Annotated in this window: 21 protein-coding genes; 4 read left to right on the top strand and 17 right to left on the bottom strand. The window is 69.6% G+C overall.

The features are described 5' to 3' along the window. Positions 1-66: 66 nt before the first annotated feature. Positions 67-963, top strand: a complete 897-nt coding sequence (locus A6A25_RS12905) for a toll/interleukin-1 receptor domain-containing protein (protein WP_073888891.1) — start codon at positions 67-69, stop codon at positions 961-963. 51 nt (positions 964-1,014) lie between these two features. Here the strand turns inward: A6A25_RS12905 and A6A25_RS12900 are convergent, their stop codons facing one another. The 6 genes from A6A25_RS12900 to A6A25_RS12875 form a co-directional block, all read right to left on the bottom strand. After that, a complete protein-coding gene (locus tag A6A25_RS12900; protein WP_073888890.1) occupies positions 1,015-4,083 on the bottom strand; it encodes an ATP-binding protein in 3,069 nt (1,022 codons plus the stop codon). Then, complete coding sequence (locus A6A25_RS12895) at positions 4,080-4,688, bottom strand: hypothetical protein (RefSeq protein WP_073888889.1); 609 nt, start codon at positions 4,686-4,688, stop codon at positions 4,080-4,082. Before A6A25_RS12895 ends, A6A25_RS12900 begins: the two co-directional genes overlap by 4 nt. Positions 4,689-4,699: 11 nt before the next feature. Beyond that, positions 4,700-6,328 (bottom strand): KGGVGR-motif variant AAA ATPase, encoded by a 1,629-nt coding sequence (locus A6A25_RS12890; protein WP_073888888.1) that lies wholly within the window; start codon positions 6,326-6,328, stop codon positions 4,700-4,702. Further along, positions 6,328-6,918 (bottom strand): TIR domain-containing protein, encoded by a 591-nt coding sequence (locus A6A25_RS12885; protein ID WP_073888887.1) that lies wholly within the window; start codon positions 6,916-6,918, stop codon positions 6,328-6,330. Before A6A25_RS12885 ends, A6A25_RS12890 begins: the two co-directional genes overlap by 1 nt. A gap of 162 nt (positions 6,919-7,080) precedes the next feature. Continuing rightward, the gene (locus A6A25_RS12880) at positions 7,081-7,491 is read right to left on the bottom strand and encodes a hypothetical protein (protein ID WP_073888886.1); all 411 of its coding nucleotides are present in this window, start codon (positions 7,489-7,491) and stop codon (positions 7,081-7,083) included. Positions 7,492-7,626: 135 nt separating this feature from the next. After that, positions 7,627-8,019: a M15 family metallopeptidase gene (locus A6A25_RS12875; protein ID WP_380734230.1), complete on the bottom strand. Its 393-nt coding sequence runs from the start codon at positions 8,017-8,019 to the stop codon at positions 7,627-7,629. A 213-nt stretch (positions 8,020-8,232) separates the two neighbouring features. On the opposite strand from A6A25_RS12875, the gene vanR-Sc reads away from it, so the two are divergent. After that, positions 8,233-8,913: a VanSc-type vancomycin resistance response regulator transcription factor VanR gene (gene vanR-Sc / locus A6A25_RS12870; RefSeq protein ID WP_073888884.1), complete on the top strand. Its 681-nt coding sequence runs from the start codon at positions 8,233-8,235 to the stop codon at positions 8,911-8,913. After that, positions 8,906-10,006: a sensor histidine kinase gene (locus A6A25_RS12865; protein WP_073889913.1), complete on the top strand. Its 1,101-nt coding sequence runs from the start codon at positions 8,906-8,908 to the stop codon at positions 10,004-10,006. Before vanR-Sc ends, A6A25_RS12865 begins: the two co-directional genes overlap by 8 nt. Here A6A25_RS12865 and vanX read toward each other — a convergent pair. The 9 genes from vanX to A6A25_RS44695 form a co-directional block, all read right to left on the bottom strand. Next, entirely contained in the window at positions 9,975-10,607 is a 633-nt protein-coding gene (gene vanX / locus A6A25_RS12860; protein WP_073888883.1) for a D-Ala-D-Ala dipeptidase VanX, read from the bottom strand. The two genes, A6A25_RS12865 and vanX, sit on opposite strands and share 32 nt — an antisense overlap. Then, entirely contained in the window at positions 10,604-11,635 is a 1,032-nt protein-coding gene (gene vanA / locus A6A25_RS12855; protein ID WP_073888882.1) for a D-alanine--(R)-lactate ligase, read from the bottom strand. Before vanA ends, vanX begins: the two co-directional genes overlap by 4 nt. Then, positions 11,632-12,597, bottom strand: a complete 966-nt coding sequence (locus tag A6A25_RS12850) for a D-isomer specific 2-hydroxyacid dehydrogenase family protein (RefSeq protein ID WP_073889909.1) — start codon at positions 12,595-12,597, stop codon at positions 11,632-11,634. Before A6A25_RS12850 ends, vanA begins: the two co-directional genes overlap by 4 nt. A gap of 272 nt (positions 12,598-12,869) precedes the next feature. Next, positions 12,870-16,931, bottom strand: coding sequence for a TIGR02680 family protein (locus A6A25_RS12845; protein WP_073888881.1), 4,062 nt, complete (start codon positions 16,929-16,931; stop codon positions 12,870-12,872). Next, the gene (locus A6A25_RS12840) at positions 16,928-18,157 is read right to left on the bottom strand and encodes a TIGR02678 family protein (protein WP_073888880.1); all 1,230 of its coding nucleotides are present in this window, start codon (positions 18,155-18,157) and stop codon (positions 16,928-16,930) included. Before A6A25_RS12840 ends, A6A25_RS12845 begins: the two co-directional genes overlap by 4 nt. Then, on the bottom strand, positions 18,154-19,716 hold the full coding sequence (locus A6A25_RS12835) for a TIGR02677 family protein (protein ID WP_083668291.1): 1,563 nt from the start codon (positions 19,714-19,716) through the stop codon (positions 18,154-18,156). The genes A6A25_RS12840 and A6A25_RS12835 overlap by 4 nt, the downstream gene beginning before the upstream one ends. Positions 19,717-19,728: 12 nt before the next feature. Further along, on the bottom strand, positions 19,729-21,450 hold the full coding sequence (locus tag A6A25_RS12830) for a TIGR02679 family protein (protein ID WP_241828624.1): 1,722 nt from the start codon (positions 21,448-21,450) through the stop codon (positions 19,729-19,731). After that, positions 21,417-21,692, bottom strand: coding sequence for a hypothetical protein (locus tag A6A25_RS44700; protein ID WP_073888879.1), 276 nt, complete (start codon positions 21,690-21,692; stop codon positions 21,417-21,419). Before A6A25_RS44700 ends, A6A25_RS12830 begins: the two co-directional genes overlap by 34 nt. 134 nt (positions 21,693-21,826) lie before the next feature. Continuing rightward, positions 21,827-22,087, bottom strand: a complete 261-nt coding sequence (locus A6A25_RS44695; protein ID WP_073888878.1) for a hypothetical protein — start codon at positions 22,085-22,087, stop codon at positions 21,827-21,829. A gap of 238 nt (positions 22,088-22,325) precedes the next feature. On the opposite strand from A6A25_RS44695, the gene A6A25_RS12815 reads away from it, so the two are divergent. Continuing rightward, positions 22,326-24,011: a hypothetical protein gene (locus A6A25_RS12815; RefSeq protein WP_198932684.1), complete on the top strand. Its 1,686-nt coding sequence runs from the start codon at positions 22,326-22,328 to the stop codon at positions 24,009-24,011. Between the two features lie 347 nt (positions 24,012-24,358). On the opposite strand, the gene A6A25_RS12810 is transcribed toward A6A25_RS12815, so the two are convergent. After that, a complete protein-coding gene (locus A6A25_RS12810) occupies positions 24,359-24,697 on the bottom strand; it encodes a hypothetical protein (RefSeq protein ID WP_073888876.1) in 339 nt (112 codons plus the stop codon). Then, positions 24,694-25,059 carry a hypothetical protein gene (locus A6A25_RS12805; RefSeq protein WP_143193131.1) on the bottom strand — a complete coding sequence of 122 codons (366 nt, stop codon included), beginning with the start codon at positions 25,057-25,059 and terminating at the stop codon, positions 24,694-24,696. Before A6A25_RS12805 ends, A6A25_RS12810 begins: the two co-directional genes overlap by 4 nt. Between the last annotated feature and the right edge of the window lie 716 nt (positions 25,060-25,775).

Genomic DNA, 25,775 nt, shown 5'->3' with positions numbered 1-25,775 from the left:
CCGATGCTGTGCGCCGCAGACCAGGACAGCCGGTCACCGGGCCGGTGTGAACAGGGAGGTTCGGTCGTGAGCGAGTACGACGTCGCCGTGTCGTTCGCCGAGGAGCAGCGCTCCGCGGTCGAAGGCGTGGTCGAGGCGTTCAAGCAGCGGGGGTTGACCGTGCTGCACGGGCCCGAGCAGACCCACGAGTGGTGGGCGCACAAGGAGGGCGGCGACCTGCCGGACGCGCGGGTGCGGTTCTTCGTCCCGTTCGTGTCGGAGGTGGACGACTTCACCACGGCCGCGTTGCGCGCGGTCAAGGACGGGGACGAGCACGTGCTGCCGGTGCTGTTCGGCGAGGTGACCGTGCCGCCGGGGTTGGTGCACCCGCACGTGGCCTACCTCCGCGGCACGGCCCACCGGCCGGACCAGCTCACCGAGGCGCTGGTCACCCGGATCGAGGCGGCGGAGGCGGTCGGCCGGGAACGCGCGCCGGTCGCCGAGGTGGTGACCAGGGCCAAGGGCGTCGTCGCGGTGGCGGAGGAGCCGGAGCCGGTCGTGCCCGTCACGTTCAGCCGCTACACCGAGCAGGACGCGACGCTGCGCTACCTGGGCGCGCAGTTCGCCGCGGCGCTGCCGAGCCTGGAGCGGCGCGGATTCGTCGGCACCGCGCACGTCGGCGAGACGCGGATCGCCGTGCGGGTCGAGCGTGCCGGTGACACCGTGTACGCGCTCGACGTCCAGCGCGGCGGGATCGGCGGCGACGAGACGGTGAACTTCGTGGTCGGCAAGCAGGACGGCGTCGCCCTCACCAACGGCTGGGCACGTCCGGTCTACGACACCGCCGTCGGCGCGGCCGTGCTGGAGGTGCACGACTTCTCGGTGCTGGGCGGCGGTGGCGCACCGCGGACCTACCGCCGGGAGGAGCTGTTCACCGCGCTCTGGCAGCGGATCGACGCCGTGCTCACCTCAACCGTCGGCTGACCGTGCGACGCGCTCCCCACTCGTCCGGGTGGGGAGCGCGTCGTGCCGGTTTCAGTGCCGTCCGTCGCGTGCCCGGTCGAGCACTTCCTCCAACCGCAGCGGGCTGGGCGGGTGGTGGCTCAGGCACAGCGGCGTGCGCATCAGGCGGAAGCCGAACGTCTCGCCGGTGACGTAGAACTGACCGCGTTCCAACCGCGCGATGTCCCCGACCGAACTGCCCTTGGCCCTCGCCATCTCGGTCGCCGCGTTGACCTGCGCCGATGTTTGCAGCCTGCCATAGAACTGCGTCGTCGCATTGCCGACGACCTGGTTGTGCACGCCTTTCGGCGCCTGCGTGGCGACCAGCAGGCCCAACCCGTACTTGCGGGCCTGCGAGGCCAGCATGATCGTGCTCTGCGTGCTCGCCGTCCAGGCGCCGGACGGCGCGATCGTCTGCGCCTCGTCCATCACGACCAGGCCGCCGAGCGGTCGGTCCACCGCGGGGTTGCGCTTGATCCAGGCGAACACCTCCAGCTGGAGCTGGCTGACGAACCCCTGCTTCTGCTGCTCCGACGGCAGCCCGATGAAGCTGATCACCGAGATCCGCGCCCGCTTGCCGTGCGCCGGGGTCAGCAGCATGGCCGGGTCCGTCGGCTCGCCCGCGCCGCCGAGCAGCGGGTCGTTGACCATCGCGGCACGCAACGTCTCCGCCAGGTCCGCCGCCGTCGCGCGGGCGGTGCTGAGCTTGCTCACCCCCTCCGGCAGGTCGGCCAGCACCTCGATGAACGCCGACAGGTCACGCCCGCCCGTGCGCGCGTAGTGCGTCAGGCCCTCCCGCAGCACTGCCTGGCCGCGGACGGCGGTCTTCGAACCACCACCCACCCTGGCGTGCGGGACGAGCCTGGCCACCGCCGCTTCCACCGACGCGGTGAACTCGTCCGGGTCACCGAGCACCTCGGCGAAGTCGGGCAACGGGTGGAAGCTGAGCGGCCGTCCACCCGCCCGACCCGGCGTCCACACCACCACTTCGGTGTTCGCCAGGTACTCCGCGGCGCTGTCCGCGTCACCCGGCAGCCAGTCGGCGGGTGGTCGGGGCCACGCATCACCCAGCCGCGCCAGGTCGTTGTTCGGGTCGAGCACGATCGCCGACACCCCCCTCAGGGCGCACTCCTCGACGATCCGCCGCAGCAGCACGGTCTTCCCGCTGCCGGAACCCGCGAACACGATGGCGTGCTTGCGCAACGACTCCAACTTGATGCGGATCCCGCCGTCCTGGCCGAGCGCGATCTCGTCCGCCGCCGGCGGCGGCCGGGTCTCCTGGTGCCCCGCCTCCGGCCGCGCCGACCCCGGCAGGACCTCCCGCAGGAACGTCGTCCGACTGGCCGGCTTCCGCGCCACCAGCCAGGCCAACAACTGGTGCGTCTGCGACGACAACATCTCCTTCAAGGCGCTCAACGTCCGCAGATCGTCGTCCGAGATCTCGATCCGCCGACCACCCGCCTGCTCCAACTCCGCGACCTCGGCCTTGGTCTTCGCACCCTTCCACCCGACATGCCCGTTGCGGAGCAGCACCAGGTGCCGGTTCTGCGTCCCGAACCGCGCCGCGTCCCGCACCTTCCGCATCCGGTGCAGCACGGAGGTGCCGTGGGCGCTGGCGATGAGCCGGAAACCCCAGCGCTCGTCGGTGTCCAGGTCCTCGTTCACGGTGCGCAGCAGCCGAGCGTGCACATCGCTCCCGCCCTGCAACTGCTCGGCCTGCCACGCCATGTCGTCGTTACCGACCTCGTTGATCCACGACTTGAGCCCGGCCACCAGGAGCCCCGGCATCACCTCATCCTCGTTGTGCCGCTGCAACACCGCCACCGACACTTCCGCCTTCTCCTTCAGCCGCTCGAACTGGGCGTCGAACTCCTGGAGGTAGTCGGGTTCCGGCCCATCGGGCACGGGCGGGGGCGCGGGCGTCTCGACGGGTTTCTCGGTGAACGAGCCCAGCTCCCGGATCTCCCCGTACAGGCAGGACTCGGCGTGCGCGTGGATGGCCCTGAGCATCTGTCGTGGCGTCAGCGGCAGCCAGGCCGCACCGAACGCCTCCGGCGCCACCGGCCACGTCGGGTGCGGCGGCGTGAAGCCGGTGCGCTCGTAGACCACCCCCAGCCAACGGGCCACCAACGCCTGGCCGATGCGCGGATCCGTGATCGAGCCCAGGAACGGGATCTCGGTGAACCGGTCGGAGACCGTGTCACTCGCGATCGCGTGCAGCTGCTTCCACGTGTGGGGCAGGCACGCCACGAGCGACAGCGTCCGTCTGGTCGTCTCCCGCAGCTGCATCAACCCGTCGGACACCAGCGCGAGTTCCTGCGCCAGCTCGCCGTTCGCCCCTCCACGGTCGGTGGCGTCCTGGCTCTTGTTGACCAGCGTGTCCAGCTGGTCGACCGCGATCACGCTCGGGCCGGTCAGGGCCAGGATGTGCGAGATGTCCCGGACCAGCTCGCGCGGCGTCTTCGGCCTGCCCTGAATGCCCCAGTACCGCCGCTCGTCGCCGGCGTCCACCACGCCTTGGAGGTGGGCGAGACCGACGTCGAAGTGCTCGGACGCGTAGAGCACCAGCGCGCGGATCGTGTCCGCGCACTCGACCACGACCCACCTGTCCAGGCTGCCCAGGTGGTGGAGGAACTTGCGCAGGTCGTCCGGCGTGAGCGGCACGTCGCCCTTGATCGCCCCGGCGACCATGCCCGGCACACCGGCCCGCTCGCACAGCTGCCGCAGCAGCACGGTCAGCTGCAATTCGCCGTCGTCGGTCGGCCGGCGCAGCTCGCTGCGCAACGCGTCGGCGACGTCGTTCCAGAACTCCGGGCCGGTGGTCAGCTCGACCAGGAAGAAGTAGCCGCCCTCCCCCTGCACCATGCGCCGGACCGAGCCCAGCAGGTGCGTCTTGCCGACGCCCTTCTGCCCCTGGAGCACCAGGCCGATCGGGCTGGAGCCGGTGCTCGCGACGGCGTCCGCGATACCGCCCCGGATGCGGCGCTCGGCGCCGACGTGCAGACCTTCGACGTGGGACGGCGGGGTGTGCCAGACGTCGTCCGGCGTCTCGGCGGAGTTGAAGCGCAGGGCGGCCAGCGCTTCGCGTTGCTGCTCGGTCATGATTCCTCGATCGCCATGAGGTGCTTGTCCTCGCTGCCGATCCGGATCGCCGCGGCGTGGTCGGCCTCGGTCAGCGCCTTGCGGTTGGATTCCGGCACCAGGTGGATCTCGCCGTTCTTGAACATCTCCAGCAGCGTGCTGTCCACCTCGTCCCTGTTCGCGCCGTTGAGCTCGGGGCGGAGCCTGGCCAGGCCGACCCAGTCCTGCGGCTTGACCGAGAGTGCCTGGTAGGCAGCCCGGATCACCGACTCCAGGTCACCGCCGGACCGGATCACCTCCGCCAGCGTGTTCCGCCGCTGGTGGTAGCGGATGAAGAGCTTCAGCACCGCGAAGTGGGCCCGGGACAGCGGACCCGACCGCGTTGGCGGCCCGCCCGCCGCCAAGTCCTCCATGCACCACGCGATCCCCTCGTCGGTGATCCGGTGCAGGATCCCGTTCTTCTCCTTCCACGACTGGAGCAACCCCATCTCGTTCAGCCGCTCACGGCCCTGCTTGCTGAGCTTGACCTTGAGTTCCTCGGTCAGCTCCCGGTTGCGCACGTCCCGGTTCTCCAGCATCAGCACGATGAGCGCCGCTCGCTCGTCGTTGGCGAATTCCTCCGGCATGGCGCCGCCTTTCAGTTGGTGGACGCGTCGATCCGACGGTCGATCCGGTCGAGGAGGGTCTGGATATCGGCCCGCAGGCCGTTCGACGGGGCGAACCAGCCGCCGTCCGAGTGGGACTTGGACAGCACGTCGAGGTCCACCGACAGGTCGCGCAGCGCGGCGAGATCGCCGTCGTCGAGCGCGGCGGACATGTCGCGCACCACCTGCTCCACGACGGACAACCGCCCGGCGGTGGGCAACCGATCCGGCACGGCGCGCAGCGCGGACACCGCGTTGCGCAGGGCTTCCCGATCCGGGTCCACCGCACCGGCGGGCGTACCGGTGATGAGGTCGTGCAGTTCTCGTGCCACGCGAGTGGGTCGCACTCCCGGCTCGAACCCGAGGTACCGCAGGTTGCGCAGGAAACCGGGCAGGTTCTCGGGGTCGGTGCCGTCGGTCAGCACGCAGAACAACCGCCGCTGACCACCGTCCGGCCCGATCGTGTGCCGCAGGAAGCGCTCCACCTCCGTCACCTGCCAGCGGCTCAAGCCTTCGTCCACCACGAGGCACAGGTGCTCGGCGAGTTCACTGGTCCGGTCGAGGATCTCCAGGTCACCGGACGCCGACCGCTCGACCCGCACGCCGAGGACGCGCAACTCCTCGATCAACTGGTCCGCGATGCGCAAGGCGGTTCGCGGACTGGAGACCAGCACGTCCAGCTCGAAGTCCCGCCGCCGATCGCGTGCCGCCGCCACGTAGGCGTCCCGGTTGTCGGCGAGCAGGTCGGTGCGGTCGAACTGCTGCGCCAGCACCGCCGCCACCGTCTCCAAGGCGAACGAGACCTGGTCCGAGGAGGGGACGACCTCCTCCAACACTGACAGTTGCTCGCCGAAGCTCCAGTAGGAGACGTAGGGCACCGTGAGGTGCCGCAGCGCCAACTCCTCCGACACGGTCTTGACCAGCCAGTTGCGGAACAACGGCGCGAGAACCTCGCCGCACTTGCGCCGCCACTGCTCGGCCCGCTCGTACTCCATCTTCGTGTCGAGCCGGGACAGGATCGGGAGCACGAGGTGCCTCGGCCGGTCGTACGGCAGGCGATCCCGAGCGGAGTCGGCACGCCGCACCACGTTCACGATGTCCTTGAGATTCTGCTCGTTGGCGGTGATCAGGACGGCCAGTCGGTCGGGCAGTTGCGCGGTGCAGATACTGGCGATGTCCGAGAGGCCCGTCCGGCTGTCGACGAGCACGAAGTCATAGTCCTCGGTCCACTGCTCCCGGCAGCGCTCCAGGAAGGCACCGAATCCGCGCCGGTAGAGGTCCTCCCAGTTGATGCTCTGCATCCGCTCCACGTACGAGTCGTCATTTCGACCCGCGGCCAGCAGCGCGAGGGTGTTTCCTTCGACGTTGAGCCGGACGGCGTGTTGGCGAGGACCTTCCGCGCCCGCGAGGAAGTCGTGGGCGAGGTCGATCACGCCGCCCTCGGGTTCGGTGGGCAGCACCGGCTCGAAGTAGTGGTGCAGGCCGGGTGCTTCGAGGTCCCAGTCGATGGCCAGCACGCGGAAGCCCCAACGGGCCAGCAACACGGCGACATTGGCCAGCGTGAAGCTGCGCCCGACCCCGCCCTTGTAGGAGTAGAACGTGATGACAGTCCCGGTGGTCATCAGAACCTCGGCATCGGAGGTGTCGGCGGGAGCACGGGATCAGGCGGGTCCACGTCCGGCCAGTCGGGTCGCCAGGGAGGCACCTGCTGGAGCAACGCGACGAGGTCGGCGGCCAGCTCGTTGACCTCGTGGTGGAAGCGGACGAACTCGTGCGTCTGCTGGTACACCGGATCCGGGTAAGCGAATTCCTTGAAGTTCCACCAGGCTCGGGTCTTCCCTTCCAGCGGGAAGTTGTCCGAGTCCGAGTACAGGATGGGGTAGATCAGCCCTTGCGGTTTCTCCGGGCTGGCCAGGCCCAGCATTTTCTCGCGCTCCAACATGCTGTGCCACTCGGCCAGGCACCACCTGGACGCGAAGTACTGCGGGCTGAGCAGCTGGATCATGATCTTGCTGTGCCGGAGGGCGTGTTGGAGGTTGGAGGGCCAGTGCACCGCACGGGGCATCTCACGGTCGACGTAGACCTTCGGTGTCGGCGCGAACTGGTCGGCCAGACAATCCTTGAGCTTCCGCAGGAAGTGGTTCAGCAGCCATTGCTGAACGGTGCCGCGACGGGCGTAGCTGATGAATAAGTCGAACTCGTAGCCGGACACGCGGCAGATGATATGTGGCCGCGAGACGTCGAAAAAAGACAAAAAAGTGGGCAATAAGCGCGGTACCGGACAAAAAGTGGACAATCGCCGATGTGGGCGGCCGGCACCCTGACGACGGACTCGCGCGTCGTCAGGGTGCCGGCCGTCCAGGGCGCCGGGTCGTCACCACGTGCCGGCGGGACCCCGTCCCTGAGCGGCCTGAGGGCCGTAGCCGGACGGCGGCAGTGGCGGGCCGGCCGGTGGCCCCGCCGGACCCTGCGCCGGCGCGGCCGAGATGCGGGTCCGGTCGAACTGCCCGATCGCGACGGCCGCGCCGATGAGCACGACGCCGCCGACCGTGAGGCTGAGGGAGCCGAGGGTGTCGACCAGCCCACCCGGCCCGGCGTAGGTGGCCGAGCCGGTCTGGCACGTCATGCGCGCCGAAGCGCCGCTGCCCTCGGACTTGCAGCTCCACGTCGCCGAGATGGGACCGCCCGTCATTCGGGCGTCGAACCCGATCAGGATTATCCCCAATGCCGCCGTGCCGATGCCGAGGACGATGAGGATGACCCGGACAATCCGCAGAAAGATCATGGGCGGACGTTAGCGCGTCAGGTACCGAGATGTCCTCACATCGCCACAACTCCCGGCAACCCGGGCACTTTCACCGCCGTGAAAGCGAGAGGAAAGTGCCATCCGGACAATCGCCGGCCGTTGGCCAGGTCCTGATCACCGCCACATCCTCGGATCGTGCGTGGGATCGGCGTACATCGGCGGGCAGCCGTTGGTGACGGCTTCGGGGCGCAGTTCGTAGTGCCAGGGTTCGTTGCGGTAGATCTGGCACAGCCCGTACCCGGCGCCGTGCGCGGACAGCCACGCCCTGGCCTCGGACGGCCCGATGTCGACGGCGTCCCCCGACACGTGCGCGGACCTGTCCGGGGTGGCCACCCAGCGGGCCGCCGCCAGGTCCGACCCGTACTTCGACACCGCCTGCCGGAACAGTTCTTCCTGGTATTCCGGAGAACGCCAACCGCCATTCACCAAGAATCCGACCCCGTCCTCCGCCGCAGCGGTCGCGGCCTGGCGCAGCGCGGCGAGCAGATCGGGGTCGAGATTCGCCACGGCCGGAACACCGTCGTCGAAGACCGTCACGGGGACGGGGACCGCGCCGTGTGCGCGCCGAACGGCCGGAGACACCGGCAATCGGGTGGGGCGGGTCGCTGTACGTGCTGGTTCGCGGTAACCCATACCTCAAATGAACGCGACGCGGTGTTGCCGTCACGTTCGAGCTTTTCGATATGCCGACGATATGCACCCGCCCGTAGCATCGAGGACATGCGGGTGTTGATCGTCGAGGACGAGCCCTATCTGGCAGAGGCGATCCGCGACGGGCTGCGCCTGGAAGCGATCGCCGCGGACATCGCCGGTGACGGGGACACGGCGCTGGAGCTGTTGGGCGTCAATTCCTACGACATCGCCGTGCTGGACCGCGACGTTCCCGGTCCCTCCGGTGACGAGGTCGCCGAGAGCATCGTCGCTTCCGGCAGCGGCCTGCCGATCCTGATGCTCACCGCCGCCGACCGGCTCGACGACAAGGCCTCCGGGTTCGGGCTCGGCGCGGACGACTACCTCACCAAGCCGTTCGAGCTCAAAGAACTCGTGCTCCGGCTCCGAGCGCTCGACCGCAGGCGTGCGCACAACCGGCCGCCGGTGCGGGAGATCGCCGGGCTGCGGCTGGACCCGTTCCGCCGCGAGGTCTACCGCGACGGCCGGTACGTCGCCCTGACCAGGAAGCAGTTCGCCGTGCTCGAAGTCCTCGTCGCCGCCGAGGGCGGTGTGGTCAGCGCCGAAGAGCTGCTGGAACGGGCGTGGGACGAGAACGCCGACCCCTTCACCAACGCCGTGCGCATCACGGTCTCGGCACTGCGCAAGCGCCTCGGCGAACCGTGGATCATCGCCACCGTGCCCGGCGTCGGCTACCGCATCGACACGGCGGAAAGTCGTGACCGTGGCTAGGGAGCCCGGTGTGAGCGTTCGCCTCAAGCTCACCCTCAGCTACGCCGGGTTCCTCATGCTGGCCGGTGGCCTGCTGCTCGCTGTCGTGTGGGTGTTCCTGCTGCGTTACGTGCCCGAGGTGATCTACACGTCCCCGCCGGGCAGTTTCCGCCCCGGCCCGGCCGTGCCCGACCGCTCCGACCTGGAACGGGCCTTCGTCCCGAAGGCGGGCCTGGTCATGGCGCTCCTGCTGGTGTTCGGCCTCGTGGGCGGGTGGCTCCTCGCCGGCAGCATGCTCGCGCCGCTGACCCGCATCACCCACGCCACCCGCCTGGCCGCGGACGGATCGCTCTCCCACCGGATCGCGATGGAAGGCCGCCAGGACGAGTTCCGCGAACTCGCCGACGCCTTCGACACGATGCTCGCGCGGCTCGAAGCGCACGACGCCGAGCAGCGGAGGTTCGCCGCCAACGCGTCCCACGAACTGCGCACCCCGCTGGCGATCACGCAGACGCTGCTCGACGTCGCGCGCAACGACCCGGACCGCGATGCCGACGAACTCGTCGAACGCCTGCACTTCGTCAACACCAGGGCGATCGACCTCACCGAAACGCTGCTCCTGCTCAGCCGCGTCAACCAGCGGACGTTCACCCGGGAACGCGTCGACCTGTCCCTCATCGCCGAGGAAGTCGCGGAAACGCTCCTCCCCCTCGCCGAGAAACGCGGCCTCACCATCGAGACCTCCGGCGACCTGAGCCCCACCAGCGGCTCACACGCGCTGCTGCTGCAGCTGACGACGAACCTCGTGCACAACGCGATCGTCCACAACCTGCCTGATCGAGGCACCGTGTGGATCACGACCGGTGTCGACGCCCAGAACGCCGTGCTCACGGTCGAGAACACCGGCGAGACACTCACGCCGCAGCTGATCTCGACCTTCACCGAGCCGTTCCAGCGCGGCACCCAACGCGTACGCGCCGACCACGCCGGTGTCGGGCTCGGCCTGGCCATCGTCAAGAGCATCGCCCAAGCCCACGACGGCACCCTCACCCTCACCCCGCGGCCCGGCGGAGGGCTTCGCATCACGGTGCGACTGCCGGTCGCGCGCAGGTGACGGGGAAGTCGAAGTAGGTGTCCGGGTGCGGTTCACCGTTGAGCGTGTAGTGCCACCACTCGCGTTCGTACGCCCTGAAATCACAGGCCTCCATGATAAAACGGAGGTGCTGCCGGTTCCTCGCTTCGACCGGCGTGATCCCCGGTGCGCCGTGGTGTGAGATCGGGTCCATCAAGTCGTGGTGGCCGCCCATGGGTGCGAGTTCACCGGTAGCCAGGTGGTAGAGCGTCAAGTCGACGGTGCTGCCCCGGCTGTGCCCCGACCTGGCGGCCACGTACCCCTGCTCGAACATCTCGGCGCGGTCGATGTCCGGGTAGTGCCGCGGCTTCGTCCGACCGTCCTCGGGTTGCTGCGCCCAGCGCAGAAAGCAGTCCACTGCGCGCTGCGGGCGATAACCGTCCCAGACGAGCAAGCCGAAGCCGAGGGCGGCGGCCTTCTCCTGCGCGCTCTCCAGGGCCGCGCACAACGCTCTCGTGCCGACGATCCGGTTCGCCTGGTAGCCGTCCACGGGTTTGCCGGTGAAGTTGTCCCAGGTGGCGTACTTGGCATCCCAGCGAACGCCGGGCACGAACTCGTCCAGGAAGACGAAGTCGTCTCTCATCGGGTTTTCCCGGTCAGGGCCAGCGACACGACCCGGTCGATCACTTCGCCGAGCGGCAACCCGGCAGCCGCCATCATCCTCGGGTACCGGCTGTACGAGGTCAGGCCGGGCAACGTGTTCACCTCGTTGAGCACCACTGTTCCGTCGTCCTTCAGGAACATGTCCACGCGCGCCAGCCCTCTGCACCCGAGGGCGCGGTACACGGCCTTCGCCGCCTCCTGGACGAGCGAACGCGACTCGGCCGGGATGTCCGCGGGAACGATCGCGGTCGAGTTCTCGGATCCGCTTTCCGGCTCGCTCTCCTGGTGGATCCGGAAGAACCCGTGCGACAGCGCGATCCGGTCCACCTCGCCGGTGAACAGCTCGCCGTCGTTGCCCAGGACGGCACAGCCGATCTCGCTGCCGACGACAGCGGCTTCGATCAACACCTTCGAGTCGTACTGCCTGGCGGTTTCCACTGCGCCGAACAGTTCTTCCTTTCGGGACACCTTGCTCACCCCGAACGAAGATCCCGAACGAGCCGGCTTCACGAAGACGGGATACGTCAGCCGATCCGGTTCGACGTGCTCGTCCGCCGGCACGGTCCAGAACTCCGGCGTGGCGATTCCGGCGCCGCGCGCGACCAGGTACGTCAGGGATTTGTCCATGCACAGCGCGGAACTCTGGACGTCGCAACCGGCGTAGGGGATGCCGGAGAGCTCCAGCAAGCCCTGCACCGCACCGTCTTCGCCGAACCTGCCGTGCAGGACGGGCAAGACCACGTCCAGGTCGATCGTCCGGTACCTGCCCTGCTCCAGCACGAGCAGTCCGCGCGCCCCGCTGTCCGGCGACAGCACGACCGGACTGCCACCACCGTTCTCCCAATCCCCTTCGGGCCCGTCGCACAGCCGCCAGGCACCGCTCTTCGTGATCCCGATGTAGTGCGGTTCGTACTTCTCCGTGTCGAGGTGCTTCGCCACTTCCCGCGCGGATTTGACGGAGACGGCGTGCTCCTCGGAGCGACCGCCGAACACAATCCCGATTCTCATATCCAGTGCTGCTTCCTGCGCTCGAAGTCGCGGCAGTTGATGATGGAGTTCTCGACCGCGTCACTCAAAGCGCGGTCGGTGTAGTAGGCGGTGTGCGGGCTGATGAGCACGTTCGGCAGTTCCCGCAACCGCGACAGGTGTGCGCTTTCGACGGGCCGACCCCGGCAGTCGGCGTAGAAGATGCCCTCTTCGCCTTCGAGGACGTCCAGCGCCGCCCCACCGAGTCGGCCGCTTTCCAACGCTGAGACCAGTACCTCGGTGTCCAGGAGCGCACCTCGCCCGGTGTTGACGACGACCGCACCGTGCTTCATCTGCTCGATGCGTCGGCGGTTCAGCAGGTGGTGCGTGTCCGCGTTGAGCGGCGTGTGCAGCGTGACGATGTCGCTGCGCTGCAGAAGTTCGTCCAGCGGAACGTAATCGGCGGAGGTCCGGGGACGGATGTCGTAGGCCACCGTCTGGCAGCCGAAACCCCACAGCCGATCGATGACCGCCGCACCGATGCGCCCGGTACCGATCACCCCGACGGTGAGGTCGCGCAGTTCCCTCCCGCGCACCTCGTGCAACCGGTAGTCATGGACGACCGCACGCGTGATGACGGATTTCACGTTCCGCACCGTCATCAGCATCAACATCACCGTGTAGTCGGCCACGCCGTGCGGCGAGTAGGCGACGTTCTCCACGGAAATACCGACGCTCGCCGCGTAGTCCACGTCGATGTGGTCGTACCCGATGCTCCTCGTGGAGATGTACCTCACCCCAGCCCTGCTGAGCGCAAGCAGCACGGAATTCGCGATCCGCGCTTTGTGGCCGACGCTGACGCAACGGTTGCCCGCGACCAGATCGACATTGGCCTCGGACACCGCATCCCCGGTGGTTGTCGGCACAACGCCGAAGCGTGGCGCCACCTCCCGAAACAGGACGGCCTCGTCCGCCTCGCACCCGTACACCGTGATCCCCGTCATCGGGCCGGCCGACGAGGCCCAGGGCACCGACGTTCGTGCCGGTTCGCTGTCGGTCATGCCCCCAGTCAAGACAGCACGGTGTTGCCGGCCCGTATGCGTTTTTCGATACACCGACGATATGCCGCCGCCTGACCCGCTTGAGCCGGTGACCGACACGGGCCCCTCACCGGATCACTCGGCCCGACGGGCGAGCGCGGCTGCGCCCTGGCTGATGCGGCCGGTTCCGCCTTGCCGCGACATGGCCGGCGACATGGCCTCTGCTCGATTCGGGCTCAGGCGTCCTCCGCCACCTCCGCGTCGACCACCTCGGCGCCGTTCCACACGAACCGGGCGGTGGTGACGGCGTCGTCGTCGCCACCGCTGATCAGTTGGTGGATCGCGATGCCGTCCAACTCGCGGTAGGTGCACCACTCGTGATCGGAGGTGAGGACCAGGTCGAGGTCCAGCGCCGACAGCAGTGCGAACACCTGGCCGCGGTTGACGCTGTCGACACCGACGAACACCTCGTCCAGCAGGATGACCCGCGGCGCGCCGACAACGGCCTGGTAGTGGGCGGCCACGGCGGCGAACAGCGGCAGGTGCAGCGCGATCGCCTTCTCACCACCCGACAGCGCACCGTGGAGCTTCTTGGTCAAGGGCTCCCAGCCCGTCCCGTTCATGCGGTCGACCTTCACCACGAACCTGTGCCAGGCCGTGTAGTCGAACACCTGCCCCAGCTGCTGTCCCCAGTTGGTGGCCGTCGCGTCGCCCTTGGCCTGTTCCACCCGATCACGGAAGAACCGGTGCAGCGACTCGCGGTCCTCCTCGGTCAGCCGCACCGGGTTCTTGAGCAGCAGGTCACGCGCCGCTTTCGTGCCCGGCGGCAGCTCCGGCGACACCTCCCACACCAACCGCACCGCCACCTTGGAGGCGGTGCGCACGCGCTCCAAGCGGGCGTTCATGCCGTCGACCAGGTCGTGCGCCTGCCGGATCCGGGCGGCGAGGTGGCGGCGCGTGTCCCCGGTGAGGGTCCGGTCGAACAGCTCGCGCTCCTGCGCGGTGATGTCCTCCTTGCTGCGTTCCGCATCCGACCGCAGCAGGTCGAACAGCGCCGAAGCACCGATCCGCACCCCGTCCACCATCGCGGAGAAGACCTGGACGTCCTCGTCGGAGTCCAGTTCGAGGTCGGCGCGACCGCCCAGCACCTCGCGGGAGGCGTGCACCTCCTCAGCCAACCGGTGCGCGGCATCGCCGAGGTTCTTCGGCGAGTGCGGCAGTGACGGCCACGCCGCCGCGACCGACCGCGCCGCGTCCAGCGCTGCCCGGACGCCACTCGACGCCGTCAGCACCTGCCTGAACGCGGACAGGTCGTCCAGACCGCTGTCGGCGGGCAGGCTGCCGTCGGCCAGGTGCCGGAATCGCACCGCGGCCTGGTCGCGCACCTCGGTGGCGCGGTCGCGGTCACGCGCGTCGGTGGCCCGCTGGGCGGTGAGTTCGCCCAGGCGCACGGCCAGGGTGCCGATCTCCTTCTGGTTGGCACTCGCCTCGCTCCTGGTCGAGCCCAACCGCTCGCGCAGCGCGGCGAGTTCGTCCAGCACCTGCCGGTAGTCGACGCCGATGGTGCCCTCCACGGCGTCCAGCTCGCTGTCGAGCCCGCGGGCCACGACTTCGGCCTCGTCCGCCTCGTCCTCGTGCTGCTCGGCGGCGAGCCGGGATCGCCGGGCCTGCTCGGCGGTCCGGTCCGCTTCCCGACGTGCCGCGAGCAGAACGGCGTGCTCGTCGATCCAGGCGTCGGACGCGGTCCGGAAGGCGTCCAGGGCGGCCAGGACGGCGGTGAGCGCGTTCCGCTCGGTGGGCAGGCCGTGTTCGGCTGCCGTCGCGGTCAACGCGCGCAGGGCGCGGTCCACGCGCTGCTCGCTCTTCGCCAGACCGTCCAACGAACGCCGAACCACCCCGTCGGCACTGGAGACCGTCGACTCCGCCCGGGTCAGGTCCTCCAGCGCCGCGTTCGCGTTGCCGTGGTCGGGCCGAGCGCGCCGGTCGGCCTCGACGTCGGACCTGCGTTTGCTCAGCGACCGCAAGGTGGCCGCGTGCGTCCCGATCAGCTCTTCCGCCACGGTGATCCGCTCACGCAGTTCGGCCAACCGGCGTTGCCGCGCACGTTGCCGGGCGAGCGCGCCGATGTGCGAGGCCTCCTCCTTGCGCCAAGTGCCGCGCAGGTTGCCCACGCGCCAACCACCGTCGGCTCCGATGGCGACCGGGTGGGCTCCGGGCAGGACTTCTCCATAAGCCACGCCACTGAGCAGGCGGACGACGACGTCGGCGGCCACGGGCGCGTCGATCTCGGGTACGAGGACGTCGGCGAGTGAGCGACCCGGCGCCGGCGGCACGGCACCGGGCACGGCGAACGTGTCGTGCCCGGCCACCGCGCCGTCGTGGCCGACCCAGGCGTCCAGCAGCCCGGATGCCTGGAGCGCGGCCTCCACCGACGCGCGGACGTCGTCGGGCACCGCGTCGGCGAAGCGGACCAGGCGCCACAGCGGCGCGCCGGTCATGGTCCCGCGGTCGGCAGTGCGCGTGTGCGGCGGCTGGGGAGGCAGGTCCTCCTCTGTGAGCAGCCGCCGGACCTCGTCGCGCAGCGCATCCCGATCACGCTCGGCTGTCGCCAGCGCCGTCCCGACCAGGGTCTCTTCCCGGGTGATGGTGCCCAGCACGCGGCTCGCCGCGGAGTCGATCTCGGTCAGCACGGCCGTTTCCGACGCCGAGAGGTCCGCCAGCGCCTCGGAGTCGGCGAAGGTCAGCTCGCGGCAGCCGGCCACCCACGCCAGGATGGCGGCCCGGAGTTCCGCGAGCGCGGCCTCGCGCCGGTCGGCGAGCTCGGCTCGCCGTTCGGTGGCCTCCGCGAGGGCGTCCCGTGCCTCCTCGAGCACCTGTTCCGCGTCCCGCCTGCCGGCGACCGCGACCTCGTGCTCGTTGAGCGCGGCGCGCACGGCCTCGACCTGCTCGGCACGTGCCTGAACCGCGGCACGCAGCAGTGCGCGCGACCGCGAGGGGTCGGCGAGGACGCGGGCGATCTCGGCGTGCACCGAGGCGAGACCGACCCGGGCGGCGGAGGTCGAGGCGCCGTCGGCCAGCGCTGCGGCGTTCGCGGCGCGTGCCTCCGCGTGCCGGGCGGCGGTGTCGGCCGCTTCCTCGTCGGTCCGGGCGACCTGGCGGTGGCGGATCGCGTCGGCGCGCCTCTTCCCGGCTGCCGCACGAGCCTCCCGCACGCGGCTCCGCAGCCGGTCGAGCTGTTCACCCTTCCGGTACGCCTCGCTGCCGGTGAGGCCCTGGATGCGCCCCTCCGTCTCGACGATGCGCTGCTCCAGCAGCTCACCGCGTTCTTCGGCCTCTTGTTTGCGCCGAGCGGCGCGGCGGTGCTCGTCCTCGGAGAGTTTCGCGGCGTCCGCGAGGTTGCCCAGCTCCGTGGTGGAGGAGATCAGTTTCGCCGCCGCGGCGCGCAGGACGCGCTGCGCGTACGCGCGTTGCCTGGTTTTGAGCTGCCGCGCGGCCTCGACCTCCGCGTCGAGGCGGTTGAGCTGGTCACGCTGCCGGTCCAAGCGCTCGAAGCCCTCCGCGAGGTCGCTGATCTCCGCCTCGCCCAACGGCGGCAGCGCCTTGGACAGCAACGTGGACAGCAGCCCGGGGTCGAGCCGTTGCGAGAGCTTCGGCGTGCGGAGCTGGAGCAGGGCCGTGATGAGCGCGTCGTAGCGCTGCTCGCTCAGGCCGGGGAACAGGGCCGAGCGCACGGCGGCCCGGTAGTCGGCCGCGTTCTGGTGGAGCGTGCCCCGGTCGCCGAGCGCGGCTTCCAGGGCCTTGCTGGTCAGCGGGGCGCCGTTCGGGTCGGTGAGGTCGAGGCCACCCGGCACGCCGATGCGCTGACCGGTGGTGAAGTAATCCGGGTGCACCGTGTTGGTGTGCTTGGTCGCGGCCAGCCGCGCGCCGCACGAGAACCACCTGTCCGGTGAGCCGTCCGCGCCGGGGAAGCGGAACTCCAGCCACACGTACCCGACTCTCGTGGTGCCGGTCGCCCCTTCCCCCATCAGGTTCCAGTGCATCGTGCGCTCGGACGTGCCGAACGTGGAGAGCCGGTTGGCGCGCAGGTTGGCGTCGAACAGGAACGGCAGGAGCAGTTCCAGCGCCTTCGACTTGCCGGTGCCGTTGGGACCGCGTAGCAACAACCGTCCCTTGTGCAACTTGAACACCTCGTCGTAGTAGCGCCACACGTTCAGGATTCCGGCGCGTTCAGGCACCCACCTGGCCACCGCCTCCGGCGCGGCACCGCTCTCCGTGCGCGGCAGCTCGGTCACCGTCATGACTCGTCCTCGACGTCGGTACTCGTTCGGGTCACCGCGTAGCGGGCGGCGGCGGGCCGGGCGCGCACGACACCGCTGTCGAGCCGGACGAGGCCGAACGCCCTGAGCACGTCCAACGCGTCGGCGACCAGCCGCGTGGCCCCGTCCTCGCCGCGGTAGCCCTTGGCCCACTTGGGGAAGCGACCGAGCAGCGCGTCGGCCTCGGTGCGCAGCTGCTCGACGGCGACCGGTCCGGGCGCGGACGTGATCACGTCGAGGAGCAGCAGGGCGGCGACCTTGGCGTTGCCGGAGTCGTCGGGGAACCGGCTGTCCGTGGCCACGCCGTCCGGGTCGATCAACATGACGCCCTCGGCACGTTCCTCCACCAGCAACCCCGCCTGATCGGCGGCCCGGCGCAAGAGCTGCCCGCCGGTCGGTGACGACAGGTAGGCCAGTTCCGCGGGTGTCAGGTCATCGCGGTGCACGACCGGGTCGTCCACCAGCTTGCGGAACACCGAGTGCCGCAGCCACAGGTTGCGCTGGACCTCGGACGCCGGCTCGTCGGCATCGCCGTAACGCCGTTCGAGGGACAGCCGGTTCAGCAGCTCGGTGAAGCGCAGCGGCACCTCGTCGGCAGGTACCGCGACCTGCGACGCGCCGACCGGGGGCACCAGCAGGCGCATGAGCAGCGTCGCGTCCACCCGGTAGAGGACTTTCGCGTCGGCGGAGTCCACGAACGACTCCGTGGCGCCGTCCACCACCTCGACCGCGCCGACCGACTCCAGCAGTCGCAGCGCGTCGACGAACGCCATCCGCTCGGCGCGGCTGGACGTGTCGAACGGCGGCAGCACCGGATCCGCGGCCGACGCCTGGACGACGCGGTCCGCCAGCAGTCCGACCGTGGTCACCGGCACCCCCAGCAGCTCGGCGGCCACCACGCACAGCAGGGTGTACCGGCGGCGGTCGAACGGTGCCCGTCCCGTGCGGTGCCGTCGCGCCGGACGGGTGGGGTCGGTGGCGACCCGGACCTTGGCCAACCGCGCGTACCCCAGGCGGGGTTCGACGATCAGCGACCACCCGCAGTAGTAGTCGAACCACTTCTCGACGGGTTCGCGGCGCCTGCGCACGAGGTCGAAGGCCTCCGGCGCGGCCTCAGCGCCGATCAGCGGTGTCGCCAGCAGCAAGCGGATCGCCCGCGCGACCTCCTCGCGCTCCACGATGACCAGCTGGTTCGCCAAATTGCTCATCCGGTCGCCGCCCCTCCGGCAGTCCTGCGCCGACCACCCGGACTGCGGATCTCGATGTCGTAGTCGGGGCCGGTGAACACACCGCGCGGCGTCCTGAGCACCGCCTGCTCGCGGTGCGCCGCCGGCGGGCGCAACAGGATCTCCACCCGCCCGTCGCCCGTGGTGGCCTGGTGGACGCCGTGCCGGTCCGGTGCCGCGGTCAAGGCCCGCCCGAGGAGGTCGAGCAGTCGTTCGAGCACCTCGTGGTCCAACCGCCCGAACTGCGACAACGTGATGCCACCACCGGTGTCCAACCGGTCCCAGGCGGCCTTCAGCGCGGCCCGCTCCTCGCGAGCCGACTCGGCGCGCGCCGCCTTGACCGCGGCCACGTCGCGCACCCGCCCGGTGCGGGTGAACCGCTCGGTCCGCCCCGCGCTGCGCAGCAACGCCGACACCTCCACCGGTGGCGCGTCGACCCACCGGGCGGACGACGCCACGAGCTCCGGGTCGGGGTGCGCGAGGTGCGCGTGCCGGGCCGAGCCGAGCCCGAAGGCGGTCGACCACAGCAGGTGCAGGTCGTCCTCGGTCGGCGCGACCGCGAACCAGCGCGCCAGCTCGCGGAAGTCGGCCGCCGCACTGGTCGACCTGCGCCTGGACTCGGTGATCCGGTCGAGCACCTGCAACAACGCGATGATCGCGCGCCTGGCGACCACGAACAGCTGCCGAACCCTGGGCGTGCCGCCGTCCACCGGCAGGAACCACGCCCGCAACCCCTCCCACCTGGCCCGGCGCAGCTCCAGCCACGCCGCCGCCGGATCACCGCCCGGGGTGGGCGGGAGTTCGGCGCCCACCAGCGCGCGGTGGTGCAGGAGAGCCACTCCCCGGTCCTCGACCAACTCGACCCGGTTGGCGATCGCGTGCGCCCGCTGCTCCAGGTTCGTGGTGAACTCCTGCAGGTAGGCCACGGTCGCCGACTTGACCTCGCGGAACGTCTCCTGATCGGCGCCCTCCGCCCGCAACAGGCGCTGCAGCTCGCCGTTGAACTGCTTGGTGTTGCCCCGCAACGCCTCCAGGTGCCCCTCCAGCTCGACCAGCGTGCTGAAGATCCGGCGATCCGGCACACCGGGATCGCCCAGCTGCGCGACCAGCTCGCCGAGCCGGTCCGCGATCGCGTCGAGCACCGCCGTCTGGAGAGCGCCCGTCGAGGCCAGCACGCCCATCGCGTGCACCACACCGGCCAGTGCGGCTTCACCGCGCTTGGTCAAGGAGTACTGGAGGTTGCGGCGCTCGTACTCGTCGGCGGTCCGGTAGTTCTCGGCGTGGTTCTGGGTGACGTCGAGCAGCCGCCAGTCGCGCAGGCTCCCCAGTGCTTCGCTCAGGTCCTTGTCGGCCAGCGGGTCGAGCCACCCCACCGAGCGGAGCCTGGCCCGCACGTCGTCCAGCCCGAGAGCGGTCTCCAACCGCTCGTTCGCTTCGCCGAACGCGTGCAGGATCGCCACGTACAGCTCGGCCCGCTCGCCCGTGGTGAACCGGAACATCTCCGGCGGCACGCGCATGGCCTCCAACCACCCTCCTGCCATCGGTCGAGCACGCTACGGCAGACCGCCGACATCCCGTCCGCAATCGTCGAGTTCATCCAACAGCCGTGCGGTGACCCGTTCCTCCGGGACCGCCAGCCCGTGCTCGCGCATCGCGTCCGCGAGCCCACCGTCCCACGGCGCCTCGGTGACCCGCCCCACCGAGGTGCCGACACGTGCGCCGCCCAACGCCAGCAGGTAGTCGTCGGTCGCCATGCGCCACGGCACGGCACCGGTGCGCGCCATCACGTGCGCGGCGATCCGCACACCCTCGCCGTCGAAGTCCCCGTGGTAGTGCAGCGTGGCCCCGTCCGCGGCCAGACCGCGCAGGAGCACGATCACCGCGCTGTTGGGCCAGCCCGACGTGCACACCACCGGCGGGCACGAGGCACCGAATCGGGCCACCGCCAGCGCGAGCACGCTCGGGTTCTCGAACACCCACACGTCCTCGGGTGTCCCGACGAACGAAGTCGCCCGAACCTGCGCCAGCGTCAAGGCCGCGACGTGCCCCGCGTCGGCGCACACCCGCAGCACGTCACCTCCGACACCACCCAACCGCAGGCCGGCGACCAGGACGACCGAGGACAACTCGTCCTCGACCACCCCGGCGCGCTCCCACAGCGCCCGCCGCTCCTGCGCGTCTCCCGGCAGGTCCACGCCGTAGAGCGCCGCCAGCGCCCGCAGGACCAACCCGGCGCACCGCGTCCCCTCGTCCAGTGCGTGCGGATCGCCGAGAACCGCCTCCGCCAACACCGGCAGCGGCACACCCGTCGCGGGTAACGCGGCCACGACCCGCAGTGCGCGGTCAAGCTCATCCCGGGTGCGCTCGACCGAACCACCGACGAGCCCGGCCCGCCGAACAGCGTCCACCCAATCCCTCAACACCGGCTGCGCCGTCACCACAGGGTGCTCGACCAACCACACCCACAGCTCGGACCGGGCATCGGCGGCGAGCGCCCGACGCCCGGCCCGGTCGTCCAGCGGACCGAGCAGCGCCACGACGACCTCGCGCACCCCCACGTCCACGGACTCCCGGAGCAACTCGTCAAGCCCAGCCACCGACACCGTCACGTACCGACCGGGCAGCCGATCGGCCCCCAACAAATCGGCCACCGCCGACCGCTCTTCCTCCTCTAGCGGACCGACCTTCACCCGACTGACCGGCCGCCCCGACGACAACCGATCGTGCACGGCCCGCCACAAGGGCCGCAGGGCGACGGAATCGAGCCCGTTCAACGAGCGCACGCCCCCCACCCTCTCAGAGCCCACCCCCGCCGACTCCGGCCGGGAGGACGTACCCAGCTTGAGCAGGGCCTTCCGGAACTTCAGCTCCTGGTCCGGCCGAACGGCGAGGTGGCGGTCACCGATCGGACGGCACAGCGCGCGGGTCGCGCGGTCGCGGGTGATCAACGCGGCGAGCGCGGGATCGGCGCACTCGATGACGCGGACGTGGCCATGATCGGTCGGCTGCGAACTCCGCCGCTCGACGTCCGCGATCAACGTGCGCAACGCGTCGGGCAGGTCGTGCTCGGTCCGCTCGGCGAGGAAGTCGACGAACTCACCGAGGCCGCGGCCGTTGTCGAGCGCGGTGAGCCTGATCGCCACGAGCCCGTCGTCGCGGCTCAACGCGTCCAGGTCCTCACCGCCCCAGTTGTCGATGTAGTCGTCGCACGCACCGGACGGGTCGACGTAGTCGAGGTCGATCAACCCGAGCGGGCCCGCGTACTCGAACAACACGGCCAGGGTGTAGCGACCTTCGAGGAGTTCCAGTCGTGGTGCCCGCCGTAGCCGAGGCTGCCGTACTCCGGGTCGACCAGGTAGAGCTTCCACAGCGCCATCTCTGTGCGGGCGATCGTGGGACTCAGGTCGCCGCGCCGCATGGCGGTGAACAGGGAGTCCACGTCGACCCACTTGTCCGGCGGGCAGGTGGCCAGCGCCGCGGCGACCGCCCGTCGCCGGGTCTTCGCCGCGGTGAGCACGTTGCGGGCTTGTTGGCCCCTTGATCTGCTCCACCCGGCTGAACTTGTCGATCACCGCTGGCTGAGCCAGCGCCGCCACAGGCCCCGAATGGCATCGGCAGACGGCTTCCCGAGCGCCGCACGGCCCTTCACGGTCAACCGGAGGCGGCTGCCGTCGAGCGAGGCGAGCCACCGGCCTGGAGCAGCAACGGCCACGCGAACGCCGCGATGGGCTCTTCCGGGTAGAAGTCACCGCGCACCAAGTGCGCACCGACGGTTCGCACGGTCGCCGCCGACGGGTGACCGGTCTTCTCACTGCACCTGACCTCCCCGGCCGCGCACAGTCCCAGCACGGCGCGCAGGTTGGCCAGGGCCTCCTCCTCGGTGAACCGAACCAGCTCCGGCAAGGAATCCATCCGGGTTCACGTCCCCCTCTTCATGGCAGTCGACCGTGAGGTTCCCACATCCGTTGACCGGACTCCCACAGGGAACGGCAACCGCGTGCACCGCTCACCATCGTGAAGCCTGCCCGTGAGTGGGCTGCTGCCGTCACGGCATGTCGGAGCGCATGGGTGGTAACGGGTGGTGACCTGGTGGCGATGATTGAACGATCAGCGGGTTCGGCCGTTGCGCGCGCCCGTGGGAGGAGATCGCATGCAGGACCCTTCGGAGTCCGTCTCGGACATCGACTCGACGACGACCTCGACGGTCCTGGTGGAGGTGCTCCCAGGGGTGGCTGTCGTCGCCGGTGAGGTCCCGCCGGAGCTGAAGCCCGATCTGATCGACTTCGGGATCGTGCCGGCTGCCGACCGCGAGCAGATCTCAGCGATCCTCGCCTCGATCGGGAACGCCGCGACCGTGGCCGGCAATCTCGGCAACGCGTTCTCCAGCGTGCAGGGGCTCTACCGGATCGGCGCCAAGGCACAGGCCCTGCTGAACAACGGCGCGGCGCTCGCCGTCAAAGACGGCGGGAACCTCGGGGCGGTGACGGTTTCCGGCCGCATCGTGCACCAGGCCCGCTTCTACTCCGTGAACGCGGTGAGCAAGGCACGGGTCGCGGCCTCGATTGGGCCGGCGCTGGCCATGGTCGCCCTTCAGATGATGCTGAGTGAGGTCTCGGGCCTCGTCAGGACCAACCTCGCGGTGACGAACCAAGTCCTCACCACCATCCGCAAGGATCAGTGGGCCGAAATGGCAGGGCTCGTCGCCGCCATCGATCGCGCGGTCGACCAAGCGCGAGAGATCGAGTCGGTCCCGACGTCCTTGTGGGAGGACGTCGCGGGCAGTGGAGCGCTGCTGCAGAAGCAGCTCGAGCTCTATCAGGGGAACATCCGCGACCACGTCAAACAGATCGGTCGCGCCGGCACACGCAGCCACCGCGAGTACCTGCAGACGAACGCCGAGGCGATCGCTTTCGACGTCTACGCGCTCCTGTCCTCCCTCCAGGCGTGGACCGGGTATCACGCGCTGCGCGCCGCGAGGGCGAGAGCCGCTGGACGCGAGGACGCCGCCGAGGCGCAGTACGCCGAGGTCATCGCGCGCGACAGCCGCGCGGAGTTCGACTCCACGCTCGCCGAGACGACGAGCCTCGTCGACGCGCTGACGCGGGAGCTGCGGATCACCGCCGAACTCCCCGGCCCCGACGCGTGGCCACTGCTGGGGAAGCGGAAGGACGTAAAGGCAGCCCGCGAAGCCTCCGCCCGGCTTCTGGAGGCGATCGAGCCCCTTGCCGACACCCTCCACCCACCGGTCCCCCCGCTCGAGGCTCCGGACGTCGTCTGCGCACCCGAATCGCTGGATCCACAGCCGTACCTGCGCATTCTGCGATGGCACTTCGAGGACGATGAAACCCTACGCGCCCTCGGCTTTTCCGACCAACCCGACACCCTCGACCCCATTTCCGCGATTGTCGGCGGAGCAAAGGAGATCTTAACGGCGGCGTGGGACAAGACCACGACGACCAATACACTGGTCGCCATCACGGACCGCCGCATCATCACGGCCAGGACAAATGCGTTCCTCGAGCAAGCGGAGATCCGCCAAGAATTCCCAATCGACCAGGTGCGATACGTCCGAGCAACAACCACACGGGACAGCAGCTCACGCCTGACGATCGACCTCATCACGCGCGACGAGAACATCCGGTGGCTCTTCCACGCCGACATCGACACCAATCAAGTGAACGCACTCGCCGCCGTGCTCGCGGAGTCGATGACGATCCCGGACGCCGAACGCGACGAGCTCCAACGGCGACGCTACACCTCTACCGACGCGGCCGGAGAGATCGACAGTACCGGCACGAGCCCCACCGAACCAACGGGATCCGACACCAGGACCTGACCTCACACCGCAAGTCAGCGCACGCGGTTCAAAACACCCATTAGGCCTTGGTCCCACCAGACGATCCGCGCGCCGAGGTCGGACCCGGAGGCGGAGAAATCACATCACATCAATACACTGCACCAACAACCGCCAACACATGCCGATGGCGGCGAAGTACAGCCAACAAGGTGAGCATCACTCTGCCAGTGCTGTTCCACAAGCACCCTGACCAGCACAAACGGAGAACCGGCACGTCAGCCGGCGCAGTTCACAGCCGTTCGAAGCCATCGCACGCCGTTCGGCTCTTACGTCTGCTCCAGATTCGCTCCACACACCGCAGTGTGAACGCCGGCACAGGTGCCACCTCAAACCCCGAACACACGATCCCCACGCGCGGTATGGAACTCGACCCGCACCGGCAACGCCGCGGCCAACCGCTCGGCCAATCGCTCGCCCCGCTCGTGCCACGCCGCCGTTGTCGCCTCGTCCGGAAATCCGGAGTCCATCGGGTCGTCCGGGTCGTAGACGGCCTGGAACTCGTCGTCCCACGCGTCGATGGCCGCGACGAGGTCCGCAGGTACACCGAAATCGTGCGCGAGTCGCTCGGCCGAGTAGTTCGCCGGGATCGGATCACTGTCCTTTCGCACCCACAGCGGGCCGGTGCCCCACTCAGGTGCCAACCGGACCGAGATCACGCCGTTCATCGTCCCCATCCCCGGTAGTTCTCATCGGTCCCGGCTCGTGGGTCGCGTCGCGCTCCGTCGAACGGATCGTTGGCGCTGCGCATGTTCGCTCCGACGATGAAGCCGTTGCTGCCCACCTGCACCGACATGTGATGCGTCTGCCCACCGTACTCAACCTCGAAGATCGGCCGTCCCGGCGGTCTGCCCTGGCAGTAGCCCGTGTACCGGCCCTCCGTAGCGGCGCGATGCACGACCTCGGCGATCTTGTCCTCGGGAATGCCCGCGGCAACGAACTCACCCTTGTGCTTCATCACGTGTGCCAGACCGGCCTCTCTACCGGTCCTCGGGTTCACCCCGCCCTCCTCCAAGAAGGCGATCTTCAACGGCGCACGCATCGGGTAGGTCGAACTGAAAAAACACAGCCATGGCACACCGGAGAACTACACCTCTGCCAGCAGCAGGACCTCAGGCAGTGACAGGCACCGGGCACCCGCAGCCCAACGTCCTCTACAAGCACGGCGAACAGTTCAAGCTTCACACCTGCGGGAAGCTCCAACCGACGGTGTCATGTTTGGAGCCAGGCCTCGATCAAAGCGGGTGCACGGGTTCAGGTCGCCTGCGGTCTGTCCAGCCAGACCATCTTCGTGCCACAGTCACACCCGAGACGCGCAAGTCCATCGCATCATCGAACTGCGCCCAACACCCACCAATGCACGCCAACCGCGGCGAAGTGCAGCCAACAAACCTGAGCCGCACTCCGCCAGCACTGTTCTACAAGGTCTCTGACCAGCGCAAACCGAGAACCGGCACGTCAGCGGGTGCCGTTCACTGCCGTTCGAAGCCGTCGCACGTCGTTCAACTCCACCGCCTGCTCCAGATTTGCTCCACCCACCGCAGCATGAATGGTTGAAGAGGTCGAACCCAACCGTCGAACACACGTTTTCCTTGTGCAGCGCGAACTCGGCCCGCACTCAGCGCCGCAGTCGACCGCTCGCCCCGCTCTTGCCACGCCGTCGTCGCCACCTCGTCGGAGGGGCTTGCCCATTATTTCCACTCGGTGGCGAACTGCTCGTCTCCGGCCCGGCACACCCGCTCCTAC

The organism is Saccharothrix sp. CB00851 (assembly GCF_001905065.1).
In the GTDB taxonomy this organism is placed as follows: Bacteria; Actinomycetota; Actinomycetes; order Mycobacteriales; family Pseudonocardiaceae; genus Actinosynnema.
Note: the sequence above shows the minus strand (reverse complement) of the source record. Positions and strands in the feature narration are given on the sequence as shown.

Coding starts and splice junctions, on each gene's coding strand:
- A6A25_RS12900 (WP_073888890.1), bottom strand. CDS start 4,083: ATGACCGAGCAGCAACGCGAAGCGCTGGCCGCCCTGCGCTTCAACTCC.
- A6A25_RS12895 (WP_073888889.1), bottom strand. CDS start 4,688: ATGCCGGAGGAATTCGCCAACGACGAGCGAGCGGCGCTCATCGTGCTG.
- A6A25_RS12890 (WP_073888888.1), bottom strand. CDS start 6,328: ATGACCACCGGGACTGTCATCACGTTCTACTCCTACAAGGGCGGGGTC.
- A6A25_RS12880 (WP_073888886.1), bottom strand. CDS start 7,491: ATGATCTTTCTGCGGATTGTCCGGGTCATCCTCATCGTCCTCGGCATC.
- vanR-Sc (WP_073888884.1), top strand. CDS start 8,233: ATGCGGGTGTTGATCGTCGAGGACGAGCCCTATCTGGCAGAGGCGATC.
- vanX (WP_073888883.1), bottom strand. CDS start 10,607: ATGAGAGACGACTTCGTCTTCCTGGACGAGTTCGTGCCCGGCGTTCGC.
- vanA (WP_073888882.1), bottom strand. CDS start 11,635: ATGAGAATCGGGATTGTGTTCGGCGGTCGCTCCGAGGAGCACGCCGTC.
- A6A25_RS12850 (WP_073889909.1), bottom strand. CDS start 12,597: ATGACGGGGATCACGGTGTACGGGTGCGAGGCGGACGAGGCCGTCCTG.
- A6A25_RS12845 (WP_073888881.1), bottom strand. CDS start 16,931: ATGACGGTGACCGAGCTGCCGCGCACGGAGAGCGGTGCCGCGCCGGAG.
- A6A25_RS12840 (WP_073888880.1), bottom strand. CDS start 18,157: ATGAGCAATTTGGCGAACCAGCTGGTCATCGTGGAGCGCGAGGAGGTC.
- A6A25_RS12835 (WP_083668291.1), bottom strand. CDS start 19,716: ATGGCAGGAGGGTGGTTGGAGGCCATGCGCGTGCCGCCGGAGATGTTC.
- A6A25_RS44695 (WP_073888878.1), bottom strand. CDS start 22,087: ATGGATTCCTTGCCGGAGCTGGTTCGGTTCACCGAGGAGGAGGCCCTG.
- A6A25_RS12815 (WP_198932684.1), top strand. CDS start 22,326: ATGCAGGACCCTTCGGAGTCCGTCTCGGACATCGACTCGACGACGACC.
- A6A25_RS12810 (WP_073888876.1), bottom strand. CDS start 24,697: ATGAACGGCGTGATCTCGGTCCGGTTGGCACCTGAGTGGGGCACCGGC.